Below are 14366 nucleotides of genomic sequence, written 5' to 3' on the forward strand. Positions count from 1 at the left end.
AATGAATGGCCCTCTTCTCATTATCGTATCTGGCTTACCTGCAACAGGAAAGACGACGATTTCAAAAGAGCTCGCAAAAGAGTTTTCATTACCATTGATAGGAAAAGATATAATTAAAGAAAGTCTATTTGATAGCTTGGGAGTTAAGGATAGGGCCTGGTCAAGAGAGCTTGGAAAAGCAAGTTATCCCATTTTATATTCTTTTATTGAAGCACAACTTAAGGTTTCTAAAAACTTGCTAGTAGAGAGTAACTTCTCTAATCAATTCGATACACCTATTTTAAAAGACTTTATCTCAAAGTATGATGCAAGGGTACTTACGATTTATTGTGAGTGTAATGGCAAAGTCTTATTAGAGCGTTTTAAGACAAGGGCCTTATCTGGAAAAAGACATCCAGGGCATCAAGACCAATTAAACTTCGATGAATTCAAAGAATCACTCGCAAAAGGTAAGATTGAGAAATTAGAGCTAGATTGTAAAAGCCTTACTGTTAATACGACTAACATTGATGATCTTGACTTAACTGAAGTGAAAGTAGAAATAAAGTCTCTACTTTCTTAAATTAATAGCGCTCAAAAAATCCCATTTTATATTCTCTCTTCTAAATTAATAATCACTTCTTTTATTTCGTCGCGAACGCGTCGGTAAATCTTAAGAATCTCTTCTTCGTTCTCTAGACCATCACTAAGGCGAGGAGGATCATCGAAACCGATGTGCATGATCTTACCACCAGGAAAGTAGGGACAGTTCTCATTTGCGTCACTACATACTGTGATGACAATATCCATTTTCTCTTTTATTTCATCCGTTGTTTTTGATTCATGATTTGAAATATCAACGCCTGCTTCTTTCATGACAGCTACGGCATAAGGATTAAGGCCATGCTTCTTTGTCCCTGCTGAGTAGAAGTTATACTTGTTGCCTTTGAGCGCTTTGCCCCAACCTTCGGCCATTTGAGAGCGACAAGAATTTCCCGTACATAGGAATAAGATATTTTTTTTCATTACATACCTTTTAAAAATCAAATAAAGTGAACTTAATATTACAAATTCAATTGTAATTATAGTAGTTCTAAATTGTTAAGATTTGGTTGGTGTGGAAATAATTCAGAAAAAATAGATGAATTCGGGTCTTAAATTATGCTAAAATTCATAAGGTGGGGCGAAGCTGTAACTTCACCCCCAAAGATTACTTTGACCAACTTAAAATTAGAATTACAAACTCTAAAATAAGTATGATTAAAGAAATCACCCTTATGAAGTCCTCCATAACTTCTCCTATATTGCTATAGCCTCCTTTACTGGAGGTTGAGAAATAAAGGTGGACTTCATTCTTTTAAATTATTAATTTAATTCTGAGTAATTTAGATTTAACTTTTCAAAATTTATTTCATAATTGAAGATCAATCAATGGATTGATTCTTTTGAGTTGTTTTATGAGTTCTTCTTTTTTTACTGGCGAAATTAAAACCCATTTTTCATCACTTACAATCTTTATGCGATCAAGTGAAAGTGCGGGAGCAGCTAAAAAGTTCTTAGACTTCTTAATTAATTTAATTGAAGCAATTGGCATTCGAGTCTTGATAAAAAGATTTGAAACAACTAGCTCATCATCTTTAATTTCATAAAATATTCCAAAATATATTAAACTTAAAACGATTCCATAGATAAAAATAAAAATTAAAGAACCTTGATCTATTATTGAGCTAGCAAGATGGAACGACACTAGTCTAAATATCGCATTAGCTATTGGCAGCAGAAGAACGATGGAAACAATAGGGTCGAGCTTGCTTCGATAGCGCATCCTACTTACCTCGAACGATCGGCTGGGCCTGAACTTTAATGGCCTTGCCGTGATCCATGGCAACTTGTCCGCTTACAATCGTGTATGTTGGCGTTCCTTGAACTTCCATTCCATCAAATGGTGTCCAACCAACTTTAGAAGCCTGATCCTCATTCTTAATTGTGAACTTCTTATTCATATCAAGAATTGTGAGATCGCCATCCATCCCTTCTTTGATAAAGCCTTTATTAAGCTTAAAGAGCTTTGCTGGATTTTCTGCGAGGTAAGTTACGATATCTGCAAGAGTCAGCTTTCCTGCTTCAACATGAGTTAGCATCACTGGTAACATCGTTTGCACACCTGGCATTCCTGAAGGTGACTTTGGATATGGCTGATCTTTTTCTTCAAGAGTGTGAGGAGCGTGATCACTTCCAAAGACATCAATCACACCATTTTTTAAACCTTCCCATAGGCCATCTGTATGGTCCTTTGTGCGAATTGGTGGATTCATTTGAGCAAGCGTTCCAATCTTGTCATAAATATCTGGTGCAAAGAGAGTCAGGTGTTGAGGAGTGACCTCAATTGTACAATGCTCTTTTTGATCTTTTAAAAATTCAATTTCATCTTTTGTTGTGAGGTGGAGAATATGAACCTTGCGACCAGTTTTCTTGGCCACCTCGATAATCATTTTTGTTGACTCTAAAGCAGTCTGGGCATCACGCCACTTATAATGTGCGTGAACATCTCCATTGGCATTGTCACGAATGGCAACGTTTGCGTGAAGTCTTTCTTCACTTTCACTATGAACTGAAATATGACAATCAAGAGTTTTAAAGATCTCAACTAATTTATCTGTATCATAGAGAAGAAGATCACCAGTAGAACTTCCTAGAAAGATCTTCACTCCAGAGCATCCGACCATATCTTGTGACTTGATAAGCTCATCAAGATTCTTGCCACTTGCTCCAATAAAGAAGCCAAAATTAGCATATGATGTTTCTTTAGCAATATCGACTTTGACTTGTGTTGCTTCCACTGATGTTGTGGCAGGCTTTGTATTTGGCATTTCAAAGAAAGTACAAATTCCACCAAGAACCGCAGCTTTTGAGCCGTGAGCGATATCTTCTTTGTGAGTTAGCCCTGGTTCTCTGAAGTGTACTTGAGAATCAATAAGCCCTGGTAGGATATCGAGTCCCTGTGCGTCAATGACCTTCGTAGCCTTGGATAGCTCGTCATCACTAAATTTAGCTAATTTAACTATCTTACCGTCCTTTATTCCGATATCTTCTTGCCAGCTTTTTTGTGATGAGTGTAGAGTGCCGTTTTTAATGATTATATCGAAATTCATGACAGTTTTTCCTTTTTCGGTTATTCTATCTGCATAAAATAGAGGAGTTGATAGTGTCACTAGTAGTTTACAATACTTTAACAAAGAAGAAAGAAACTTTTACGCCATTAGAAGAAGGCAAAGTTAAGCTCTACCTTTGTGGTCCAACGGTTTACGGGCCGCTTCATATTGGAAACTTTAGAGGGCCAATCTTCTTTAATTTTGCCCGCAATTGGATGGAGCATATCGGTTACGATGTAAACTTCGTTTATAATTACACTGATGTTGATGACAAGATCATTAATAAGGCAAATGAAGAAGGCGTTGATTCACTTGAGATCTCAGAGCGCTATATTAAATATTTCCAAGAAGACTTTGGCCGTCTAGGACTACGTCCTCATACTCATAACCCAAAGGTTACAGATTATATTCCTCAAATTATTGAGTACGTTCAAGGCATAATCGATAATGGTATGGCCTATGTTGTTGACGGAGAAGTTTTCTACGAAACAACAAAGCTAGATTCTTATGGTGAACTTTCAGGAGTAAACCTTGATGAGTTAAACGCTGGTGAGCGTGTTGACGTTGATCAAAGAAAGCATGATCCAAAAGACTTCGTTCTTTGGAAGCCTGCTAAAGAAGGTGAACCATCATGGGATTCTCCATGGGGCAAAGGTCGTCCAGGTTGGCACATTGAATGTTCTGCCATGATCAAATCTATCCTTGGTAAATCAATTGATATCCACGGTGGTGGAATCGATTTAATTTTCCCACACCATGAAAACGAGATTGCTCAAGGTGTTGGATGTAATTCATGTAAGTATGTAAATTATTGGATGCATAATAACTTCATCAATATGAGTGGAGAGAAGATGAGTAAGTCCCTTGGGAATATCATCACTGCTCGCGCCTTCATGGATGAGTATCATCCAGAAGTTTTAAAATATATTATGCTTTCAACTCACTATCGCTCAATGCTTGATGTGACTGATGAGAAGATTGATCAAGCCTTTAGCGGATCAATTAGAGTTTATCGCGCACTTCAAGTTGCAAAGCATGCAGCAACTTTTGCGACAAATGATTCAGCTAAAGTTAATAAGAAGTTAGCAGAAGAATTGTCACGTCTTGATAAGAAAATTGAAAAGGCTTGTAATGATGATTTCAATACTAGTGAGATGATGTCAGCAATTTATGAAGCCGTTAAAACTTTCAATGCCCTTAATCTTGAAAAGAAGGCAAAGGATGTAAATTCTGCTCCAACTGCAATTGCCTTTTCTGAATGGATTGCAAAGTATGGCCGTATGAGTGCTTTATTTGCAATGGACCCTGAGCAGTTCTTAAATGAGATTAAAGAAGTTCAAATCAGAAGAAAGGGGATAGCCCTAGAAAAGGTTGAAGAGCTTCTTGCTAAACGTGCTGATGCTCGTGCTGCTAAGGACTGGGATGCCGCTGATTCTGCTCGTGATGAGCTAAATGCTCTTGGAATTGATTTCCAAGAAAGTGGTGACGAGGTCACTTGGTCTGTTCGCGTTTAAGCTGACTTATCATTTCTTTAATTACATTCTTGGTCTCTATATTTTCGATATAATTTTCTCGAGTCGAAATATAGAGTCCATGACTACTTTCAGACTTCTTATAAATTTTTAAATTCTTTGATGGAATAAAGCTCGAACTTGGAATGACACAGAAATAGTCACTTCTTTCACAAAGACTCAGCATCGCCTTATGTGAATTAACAGAGCCTCGCTCAGTAAACTTACTTCTCCAGCTTTTTCCAAAATTCTTTGTTAGAAATTTATTAGTGTACTCATCAGTTATTCGATAAGTTACTAAATTTTTTACCTTGGGAGCATTCTTGGCAGGGCCTACTAAGACAGTACCATCTTTACAAACTTCAAAAGATGCAAAACTCCTTTGAGTCGGGATTAAGTGAGTGAGAATAATATCGACTTCACCATTTTGTAGTTTTTCAAAAAGATTAATCGCCGAGTCAAATTGGAGATCAAAACGATTAATCTTTTCATTATCACTAAGTTTACCAAGTATTGGTAACAGGAGCTTTTCACCTGCTTCATATATACTTCCAACTTTTAAATTCAATTTCTGTTCTTTTTTATATATGGCACCACTAATTGCATTAAATCCAGGTAGAACTTGATCAAGAAAGGACTGCCCCTTTGGTGTTAGTGATGTTGTCTTATTTGAACGTACAAAGAGCTCAAAACCTAGCTCTTCTTCTAAAATTTTTATCTTTCTTGATATGGCCGGCTGTGAAGTATTAAGCTCCTTAGCTGTAGCTGAGAAGCTCAGATTTTGAGCAAGATGGCAGAAGACTTGAATGTAGTTGAGATTAATATTCATGATCTATTAGTATCATATCAAAAAGATATTGTAGCTATATTTATATATTATTGTAATATCTTGCTGGTTATTGCTAATAACTCCTAAACAAGGAGATATTCAATGAAAAATCTATTTTCAATTATTGGACTACTATTTACCGTTAATCAGGCACTTGCAACTGATATTGATTATCAAACTGATACGAAACTTTATTGTTCTGATGATGTTTCAGGTCTTTATTATCAAGTAAACTTCCTGACGAATGGAAGTGAAAAGGTTTATATCCTAGCTTCTCGTGACAATATTCGTTTCTACGGTCATACAGCTTATAAGCAAGTTATTGATGGTGAGTTGATCATTGACTCTCAGGAGAGTGGCTTTGGTATCGCTTACCCTATAAATGATTTATCTGAAGCTTACTACTATGACGGTGGAGATAGTCGATCTCTTGAATGTACATTCTATGATCGAAGAGATATCAGCGATATTGCTTTACCAAAGAAGCTTAAATTTATCAGACAGCTTGATAATAAAGAAGTTTATATAACAGACTCTAATGGGTTCTCATTTGAAAAAATCGTTCGCACTTTTGATCATAAAGTAGTTGATATGGGGGACTGGTATCCCGTTATTCTTGATGAAAATCAGCATAAATTAGTTCATTCAGTACTCTATCAGCAAGAAGCTGAGTTTAAAGAAATCATAGACGGAATTAATAACTCAGATGCTGAATATCTAGGGATGATCTTTGGAAGAGATTGGTACTATGGTGATGGGCGAGTTGGCCTTGCTATTAAATATCAGGATAAACTCATCCTACTTATGACAAACTTTAGTCGTCAAATCACTTTTGGAGATGATGACCTCGACTATGTATATTAAGTGTCTGAGTACAATACACCTCTTGTAAATTTTTTAATGATTTAAAAACGGGCAATTGTATATGATAAATTGGGTAATATACGCAAATACAAGAGGAGAGAACCCATGAAAAAACTTATGATTTCAGCTACTTTGATGATTGTTTCAGCTTCATCAATTGCACAAATTAATTCAAAAGAATTTGTTAATTGCTTTGTTAAGGCAACAAATGAAGTGATTGTTGAACTTCAAAATGGTGATTCAAAAAGTAAGAAGAAGAGACTTTGTGAGGAGCTTTCTCAAGAAACAGTTGATCGATTAATTGAAAAGTTTACAGTTGTTGAAGGTGGGGTATTAAAATATTACTCTGCAAACTCAATGGGCCAAGAGCGAATGATTGATATTTACGATTATATTAAAAATGATATGGACTGCTACGGTCTTCCTCTTGAAGGTCAAAAAGGTTCATTAGTAGGAGCAATCGCAAATTCATTTGCTTATAATAAGAATCTCGACTTAGCAGATGCTGCTCTTGATAGAATGACTGGAATTGATCTTTGGGGATCATTCTTTGGTAAGTCTAGAATATATGACACGCTAGATGAATTAGATTTATCTTATTGCAAATAATAAGAATATAAAAAAAGGAAGCTTTAAGCTTCCTTTTTTATTTTTTTTCAACTGGTTTATAGAAGACAAGAATTATACCTGCAATAATTAGAGGTATACTCAAAAGTTGTCCCATATTTAGAATCATCCCTTGTTCAAAGGCAACTTGATTCTCTTTAAAAAATTCAACAATAAATCGCCAAGTGAACCCACCAATAAAAATAAGTCCAAGAAAGCGTCCCGCTTGCCATTTCTTATGAAACTTTGAATAGAGAAAGTAAATAACACCTGAGATAGCAAAGAAGCCTAAGGCCTCGTATAATTGAGCTGGATGGCGTGCAATATTGTCAGCACGGACAAATTTAAATGCCCATGGAAGACTCGATGGATGGCCAAGGATTTCTGAGTTAAAGAGATTTCCAAGGCGAATAAAACCACCTGTCATTAATGAAGGTGCAGCGACAAGATCAAGAAGCCAAAGTAGTGGAACATCCTTTACTCTTTTCTTAAAGATGTAGATAGAGATAATAACACCTAGGAAACCACCGTGGCTGGCAAGTCCGCCTTTCCAAACATAGAGGATCTCGAGAGGGTTACTTAAGTAGTAGCCAGGCTCATAGAATAAGCAGTGGCCTAGTCTGGCCCCGATAATACAACCAGCTATCATATAATTTAAGAGGGAGCTAACTTGATCTGTTGTAAACCCTTTCTCTTTAATTAGATAGCGACGACAGTACCGCTCGCCAATAAAGAAGCCAAGGATAAACATAAGTGAGTAATAACGAACCGCGACAGGTCCAATCCTAAATATTTCTGGATCAACATTCCATGTAATCATATACTTATTGTATGGTTTTAGTGTAGCTTTTACACTTACTTTTTAAAAATTATTCTTATGCAAGACGTTAACAAGCTGAACGCTCAACATTATTGCCAAGTCGCGGTCAACTATCCAAAGCTTCCAAGTATCTTAACCTATAAAACCTTAGGAGAGGAGATTCCTGTCGGCTCTCTTGTGGAAGTACCTTTGGGAAGACGAAAGGCCAAAGGTGTCGTGACAGAATTTAATATCTCTAATGAAGATCTTGAAGCAACTCTTGCAAAGTATAAATTAAAACCTGTTAATGAAGTATTGGCTCCAGAGTTTAGCTTATCAAAAAGTGAAATGAAGCTTTATTCTTGGATGTCTCGCTATTATCACTATAATCTTGGACAGCTTGTTTGGGATTGTTTACCTAAGATTTTAAAGAGACCACGAGAAGTAGAGACAGAGTTTGGACTTAATCAAGACTTTGAACATGAATTAAGTCCTGACCAGAAACCAATTTATGAAAGTATAAGTGCAAGGCTTGAATCTGGCTTTGATCGCTTCCTTATTCATGGAGTAACGGGCTCTGGTAAGACGCTTATTTATCTTCATCTAATTAAAGAAGTATTAAAGAAAGGAAAGAGTGTTCTCTTTCTTCTTCCTGAAATTAATTTAACTCCTCAGTTTATGGAGACTTTTAAAAAGTATCTAGACTGCCCTGTACTTCCATATCATTCAGGAGTAACTCCTTCACATAAGAATTCAATTTGGAAGTTTTTAAAGAAGTCCGATCGTCCTGTTCTTTTAATGGGTGTACGCTCAAGTGTTTTTCTTCCTGTTGAAAATTTAGGCCTTGTTATTGTTGATGAAGAGCATGACAGCTCATTTAAACAAACAGATCGTTGTCCTTATAACGGAAGAGATGTGGCCATTAAAAAGGCCCAGCTCTTTAATGCACCAGTTGTTCTTGGTAGTGCCACTCCAAGCTTAGAAAATTATTATACGTTCACCCAACTTAAGCCCGATAATTACTTTAAGTTAGAAAAGAGGGTCGCAGGCGGCTTCCCTGAAATCGAATTATTAGATTCACGCTCTCATGGACAGAAAAAAGATATGGATGCTCTATCGATTTGGCCTTTTGAGAAGAAGTCGATGGATATGATTAGCGAAGCTTTAGATCGTGATGAACAAGTCCTTGTCTTTGTTAATCGCCTTGGTTTTTCAAATTACCTCCAATGTCGTAGTTGTGGTTATAAATTCGAAGATCCAAATACAGGGGTTCCGCTTAGATACTTTAAAAATAAAAATATTCTCTCTAGCTCCCATTCTGATTATCAGATTCCTCGTCCTGAAATTTGTCCTGAGTGTGGAAATATGAACCTTCTCCAAAAAGGCTTTGGAACAGAGAGGTTACAAGAAGTTCTTCAAGATTTTTATCCTCAAAAGAAGATAGAACGCTTTGATCGTGACGAAATCACAAACCTTGAAAAGTTAGAAGATAAATTGGACCGTTTTCATAAAGGTGAAATTGACATTTTTGTCGGTACACAGATGCTATCGAAAGGTCACAATTTTAAAAAAGTAAATCTCGTTCTAATACTTGGAACAGATTCAATGTTAAACTTTCCAGACTTTAGGGCCATGGAAAAAGCATATCAAATGATTGTTCAAATTCTTGGAAGAGCGGGACGTTATTCAAATCATGCTAAGGTTGCGATTCAAACGATGCTTCCTGATAATACAATGTTTGATTTTATTAAGTCACATAGCTTCAATGGCTTTTATGATTATGAATTAAATACGAGAGAATTTGGTCTCTTTCCACCATATACGAAGATGGCAAATATCCATGTTTCAGGTCGAAATCGTGAAAAGATTATCTCTGATCTAACTCATGAAATTAATAGACTACGTATGCTAATAGATAAGATGGGAATCGATGCGCAGGTTTGGGGACCGACTCCAGCAATGATTGAACGACGTGCAAATTTATTTACTTGGAGTATGACTCTTATGTGTAAAAATGGGGGAGAATTAAACCAAGTGTTGCAAGTTTTTAGGTCTCAAAATAAAATCGATTATTCTTTTTCAGTTAAAATTGATGTCGACCCAATGGATACGTAAGTCTTATGATAACTAAAATCTTTACTAGCTTTATTTTTATTGTTGCACCTCTTGTGTACTCACCGGGGCCTGCCAACATAACCCTTGCTGGACTTGGTGGTACCTTTAGTTTCAAAAAGACGCTACCTTTCATTTTAGGACTATGGCTTTCAACGATCTCTGGCTTACTAATTTGTCTATATGGAGCGACTGACTTTATCATGAAGCATAAGACGCTCATGACATATCTTCCAATATTTGGAGCACTCTATTTATTCTATATGGCCTATAAGAGCCTAACGAGTATTAAAAAAATTTCAATTGAAGATAATCAAGAAGAAGATGAAAGTTTAAAAGGTCCATCATTTATTGAAGGTGTTATCTTTCAGGCCTTAAATCCTAAATTTTTAGTATTTACGATAAGTGTATATTCACCCTTCATAGATGAAGGAACACTTTTCCTTTCATTATTTAGTGTGATTTTATTTATAGGCGGGGCCAGTGCACACTTAGCGTGGTTCTTTTTAGGTAATCGTTTATCACATATTTTAGGTGGCAAAACAGCGCAATACTTCTTTGGTATCCTCTTGATCGGTGTTGGAATTTGGATGGTATCTTCTAGTCTCAAATAAATTCAGATAGTTATATTTTCTCATTGAGTTAAAATATCAATTGTTTATTTAAGATATTGTAATCGTGCTTTTCTCCTAGTAAATTATCTCACATGAAGCCAACCATTAAACGCTCTTCTTATTTAATCCCAATGATAGTTGGAGTTGTCCTTTGTCTTTGTTTTTCAGGTTTAGCTTTTATTGTTTTCGACAGGTACATCAAACAAAATGATATAGATTTTAAAGAACATCGTAAGTCGATCTCAAAGCAGATTGTTGAATCTCTTAAAGTTCCTGTTTGGAACTTGAATTCTCAGTATATAGGTAATATCTCTCAAGCATTTATTTATGATGATGAGGAATCAGTTGTTTCTATTAAAATAGAAGATGAAGAAGGTAACTTGCTATCTGAAGTCAATAGGGAGCATCCTGTTGGCAATGGAGTTTTACCTCATCAAATTATGACTGAAGAGTTTGATATTATTTACCGAGATCGACTTATAGGAAAGGCCATTATCGATTTTAGCAATATCTCAATTGTTCGTGATAGTGGAAAGATATTTTCATTCTTAGGACTATGGTTTAGTTTAACTCTTTTTTTCACTTTGCTTATTGTTGCAATCGTTTGTTATTACTTACTAATCAAACCATTAAATTACTTTGTTTCAACTCTAAAGAGAAATGCTAATGGAGAGTATGGAATTGTAAAGGAAGAGTTTTATCTTTCTGAATTATCGATACTTGCAAAAACTCTTAATTACGCCACAAAAGAGATCAAATTTAGAGATGAGAAATTACAGCAATATAATGATGAATTAGGTGAAAGAATCGCTGAGAAGTCGAGAGAGCTTTATATTCAAAAAGAGAGAAGTCTCGTTTCAGAAAGGTTAGCAAGTCTTGGACAAATGGCCGCAGGGATTGCTCATGAAATCAATAATCCACTTTTTATAATCTCCGGGAATATTGCAAGGCTTAAAAGGCAATTAGGTGAGAAAAGTAGCAAAGCGAATGATCTTTTAAGTAAAATTGATAATGCTACGACACGAATCAGTGAGATTGTAACGAGTATGAAAACTCTTTCTCGATCTGATTCATTGAATGAAAAAGTGTTTGTTGAAGTAAAAGAATTAGAGTCGATTGTCGGTACGATTTGTAATAGTCGACTTACTGAAAAGAATATTGAAATGTCATTTCATTATGAAGATGGCCATCGAGTATACGCTAATAAAACACAATTATATCAAGTTCTTGTGAATCTAATAAATAACTCTATTGATGCAGTTGAAAATCTAGATGAAAGATTTATTCACGTTAAGTTCTTTAATACTGAAAGTAAGCAGATTGTTGAAGTTGTTGATAGTGGAGATGGTATTCCACAAGAGATCGTTCATCGTATAATGGATCCATTCTTTACTACTAAAGATGTAAATAAGGGAACAGGACTTGGACTCAGTCTATCTCATGAGATGATGGTTAAAAATGGTGGAGAGCTTATCTATGACGACTCTTCAAAGAAAACAACTTTTACCTTAACTCTTCCTCTTTCCACAGGAGTGAATTAAGTAAATGAGATCGTTTAAGAGTTTAATTCTTATTCTTATATTGTCATTTTCAAGCTTGAGTCTTGAAGCATCGAAAATTGAGGTAAAAGTAGGAATGTATATTATTCCACCTTTTTATTCTCGTATAGATCAAGATGCGTCTGGGATTCTTGTGGATTTAATTAAGTACCTCAATGAAAATCAAAAGAAGTTTCAATTTAAGATCGTTGAAACATCTCCTCGAAGAAGGTATCGAGATCTTGAAAATGGTATTTATGATATTATATTTTTCGAAAATTCGATCTGGGGATGGAGCAATAGAAATATAAAGTTAAATGAAACAAAAGTTTTTGCTACCGGTAAGGACTACTATATTGCTAAAAAAGATCCAAGGCTAAAAAATCAACAAGTAATGTTCGCTAATCTTAGTGAGAAAGTTATTCTACTGAAGAGTGGATTCCATTATGGTTTTCTAAAGTTTAAATCATATGATGTGAAAGATAAGAATCTTATTTACACAAACTCTCTTGAAGGAAATATAAAGAATATTCTTAGAGGTAAGGGAGATATTACAGTCATTAACGACTCATTTCTAAAAATGTATTTAAAGAGACATCCAAAAGATAAAGATAAACTTGTGGTTAGTGAAAAAATAGATCAAGTTCATAACTTTAAAGTTCTGGCACGTCCCAATAGTCCCATTTCAATTGATGAGATCGAAAAATTATTTCCATTATTGAAAAACAGTACATACTTAAGAGAAGTTCTACATTTGAAGTAAGAGGAGTTCGCTAAATCGTTCTTTAGCTCTACGCCAACCTTTAGCTTCTTCTCTGAGTCTTTCTGTCCTATTGGTATTCTTACCATCGACTAACTTTCTTTTTTGCAAATTATTAATCATTATACAAAATGTTCTTTTTGTTTTTTCAAAACTTTGGCCACAGATATTATAGACATAATCGATGCTGCCTGTTTTATAGCGGAATTTCTCAAAGCCATCATCGTTAAGATATTTACGATGGAGAGAACCGCTATGCCCTGTGATTGAAAGTAAGTTGATGAAGTAATGACTACCAAATTTTTGATTTGCATTCTCTTGGATAAAGTTTACGATTTCTTTTGGTGTTATTCTTGTTTCTGTTGTCAGTCCTGAACTGTTTTCGATTTTACCTTTTGTTTTAATTTTAAGATCTTTAATCATTTTCTTTGCCGCATCTGCTAAGTTTTCTTTATTTGTTGCCTTCAAAGTTAAAGTCTCAATGAAAAGGTTATTAGAGTACTCCATGGCCAACTTAACAAGATCAAGAGAAGAAGGTGACTTTATTGTATTAAGTCTTTTTGTCTCGCTTTGTTCCTTATTTGTAATCTTAATTCCTGAAGTGCTTATACCTCTTTGCTCAAGTTGCTTTTTGAAATAGTAAGCATTAAATGCTAAAGAGTTTCTTATGGGTACTTCAACAAAGTAATCTTTTGTTTTCGTATATTGCCATTTTTCAATATCTTGATTGTTCTTATTCTGATTTTTAAAGCCAACACCTGGGCCAAGTGATTTCTGTGAACTTATTGTTTGAAAGCCATCATGTTTTGGGAAAATTGATTTCTGTGTTGAGCGTCCAATTGATTTAAAACGATTAAAATTTAGATTAAAGCCTGAAATACTTTGATTGTATGGTTGATCATCTAGACCTACGGTTCCAATACGTTCAATATTAACGAAATTGTTAACCACCACAAGGTTACCATCTACTTTTTTTATTCCTTCTTGTGCAACAGATTCAATCAAGTCAAATATTTGTGGCGTTAATAGGTACGGGTCTCCAGAAGTATTCAAAATGAGATCACCCTTTAAAGTCCCATTTTCAATATCGCCACGATAGCTAATCGATGTACTAAAATGAAAATCTGTTCCAAGTTTATCGAGAATATAATATGCCGAGAAAATCTTAAAAATAGAGGCTGGTATTAAATTTTGATTTTCATTAGATGAAATTACTTTTCCATTTTCATCTGCTATGTAATAGCTCAGCGTGTCGCCTTTTTGTAGAAACTCTTTTTCTAGATCCTTGATTGTGTTTGCACTAGTATTAAGGGCCAAGGCCAGAAGTAATATCTTGATCATTAATGTTTATCCTTGTGACTGCATTCTGGAAGTACGGGATCGTAACCTCCTTTTGACCATGGATGACAAGTTGCGATACGCTTTATTGTCCTCCAGGTTGCGATATGGAGTGGCAGTTTTTGAAAAGCCTCTATTCCATATTGTGAACATGTCGGCGTATAGCGACAATTACTACCGAGAAATGGAGAGATTGCCATTTGATAAAAACGGATTAATTTGATGAATACGTATCTCATTATGCGTTATTTTAGCATTTTCATT

General features: G+C 35.2%; 15 protein-coding genes. 8 read left to right on the forward strand and 7 right to left on the reverse strand.

Annotated features, from left to right (window positions below):
* The first annotated feature begins 1 nt into the window (after position 1).
* Positions 2-562 carry an AAA family ATPase gene (locus tag VCM44_RS04690; protein ID WP_334678136.1) on the forward strand — a complete coding sequence of 187 codons (561 nt, stop codon included), beginning with the start codon at positions 2-4 and terminating at the stop codon, positions 560-562.
* Positions 563-588: 26 nt separating this feature from the next.
* Here VCM44_RS04690 and VCM44_RS04695 read toward each other — a convergent pair whose 3' ends face one another.
* The 3 genes from VCM44_RS04695 to VCM44_RS04705 all read right to left on the reverse strand — a co-directional run bounded on the left by VCM44_RS04695 (position 589) and on the right by VCM44_RS04705 (position 3131).
* Positions 589-1005, reverse strand: coding sequence for an arsenate reductase ArsC (locus VCM44_RS04695; protein ID WP_334678137.1), 417 nt, complete (start codon positions 1003-1005; stop codon positions 589-591).
* A gap of 385 nt (positions 1006-1390) precedes the next feature.
* Positions 1391-1804, reverse strand: a complete 414-nt coding sequence (locus VCM44_RS04700) for a PH domain-containing protein (protein ID WP_334678138.1) — start codon at positions 1802-1804, stop codon at positions 1391-1393.
* Position 1805: 1 nt separating this feature from the next.
* On the reverse strand, positions 1806-3131 hold the full coding sequence (locus tag VCM44_RS04705) for a dihydroorotase (RefSeq protein WP_334678139.1): 1326 nt from the start codon (positions 3129-3131) through the stop codon (positions 1806-1808).
* 53 nt (positions 3132-3184) lie between these two features.
* Between VCM44_RS04705 and cysS the strand changes: the two genes are divergently transcribed.
* Positions 3185-4645, forward strand: coding sequence for a cysteine--tRNA ligase (gene cysS, locus VCM44_RS04710; protein WP_334678140.1), 1461 nt, complete (start codon positions 3185-3187; stop codon positions 4643-4645).
* On the opposite strand, the gene VCM44_RS04715 is transcribed toward cysS, so the two are convergent.
* Positions 4623-5471, reverse strand: coding sequence for a LysR family transcriptional regulator (locus VCM44_RS04715; RefSeq protein ID WP_334678141.1), 849 nt, complete (start codon positions 5469-5471; stop codon positions 4623-4625). The genes cysS and VCM44_RS04715 overlap by 23 nt on opposite strands.
* Before the next feature lie 102 nt (positions 5472-5573).
* Between VCM44_RS04715 and VCM44_RS04720 the strand changes: the two genes are divergently transcribed.
* Together VCM44_RS04720 and VCM44_RS04725 are read left to right on the forward strand one after the other, a co-directional pair.
* Complete coding sequence (locus VCM44_RS04720) at positions 5574-6335, forward strand: hypothetical protein (RefSeq protein WP_334678142.1); 762 nt, start codon at positions 5574-5576, stop codon at positions 6333-6335.
* Between the two features lie 105 nt (positions 6336-6440).
* Entirely contained in the window at positions 6441-6944 is a 504-nt protein-coding gene (locus tag VCM44_RS04725) for a hypothetical protein (protein WP_334678143.1), read from the forward strand.
* Positions 6945-6981: 37 nt separating this feature from the next.
* Here VCM44_RS04725 and lgt read toward each other — a convergent pair whose 3' ends face one another.
* Positions 6982-7761, reverse strand: a complete 780-nt coding sequence (gene lgt, locus VCM44_RS04730) for a prolipoprotein diacylglyceryl transferase (protein WP_334678144.1) — start codon at positions 7759-7761, stop codon at positions 6982-6984.
* 57 nt (positions 7762-7818) lie between these two features.
* Here lgt and priA point away from each other — a divergent pair, with 57 nt between their 5' ends.
* The 4 genes from priA to VCM44_RS04750 all read left to right on the forward strand — a co-directional run bounded on the left by priA (position 7819) and on the right by VCM44_RS04750 (position 12767).
* Positions 7819-9855: a replication restart helicase PriA gene (priA, locus tag VCM44_RS04735; protein WP_334678145.1), complete on the forward strand. Its 2037-nt coding sequence runs from the start codon at positions 7819-7821 to the stop codon at positions 9853-9855.
* A 5-nt stretch (positions 9856-9860) separates the two neighbouring features.
* Positions 9861-10466: a LysE family translocator gene (locus VCM44_RS04740; protein WP_334678146.1), complete on the forward strand. Its 606-nt coding sequence runs from the start codon at positions 9861-9863 to the stop codon at positions 10464-10466.
* 92 nt (positions 10467-10558) lie between these two features.
* Positions 10559-12007: a sensor histidine kinase gene (locus tag VCM44_RS04745; RefSeq protein ID WP_334678147.1), complete on the forward strand. Its 1449-nt coding sequence runs from the start codon at positions 10559-10561 to the stop codon at positions 12005-12007.
* A gap of 4 nt (positions 12008-12011) precedes the next feature.
* A complete protein-coding gene (locus VCM44_RS04750) occupies positions 12012-12767 on the forward strand; it encodes a PhnD/SsuA/transferrin family substrate-binding protein (RefSeq protein ID WP_334678148.1) in 756 nt (251 codons plus the stop codon).
* On the opposite strand, the gene VCM44_RS04755 is transcribed toward VCM44_RS04750, so the two are convergent.
* Positions 12753-14105 (reverse strand): D-alanyl-D-alanine carboxypeptidase, encoded by a 1353-nt coding sequence (locus VCM44_RS04755; protein WP_334678149.1) that lies wholly within the window; start codon positions 14103-14105, stop codon positions 12753-12755. The two genes, VCM44_RS04750 and VCM44_RS04755, sit on opposite strands and share 15 nt — an antisense overlap.
* Positions 14105-14344 (reverse strand): membrane protein insertion efficiency factor YidD, encoded by a 240-nt coding sequence (gene yidD, locus VCM44_RS04760; RefSeq protein WP_442905006.1) that lies wholly within the window; start codon positions 14342-14344, stop codon positions 14105-14107. The genes VCM44_RS04755 and yidD overlap by 1 nt, the downstream gene beginning before the upstream one ends.
* Between the last annotated feature and the right edge of the window lie 22 nt (positions 14345-14366).

The sequence above is a fragment of the Halobacteriovorax sp. DPLXC-1 genome, assembly GCF_036903125.1.
Lineage (GTDB): Bacteria > Bdellovibrionota > Bacteriovoracia > Bacteriovoracales > Bacteriovoracaceae > Halobacteriovorax_A > Halobacteriovorax_A vibrionivorans.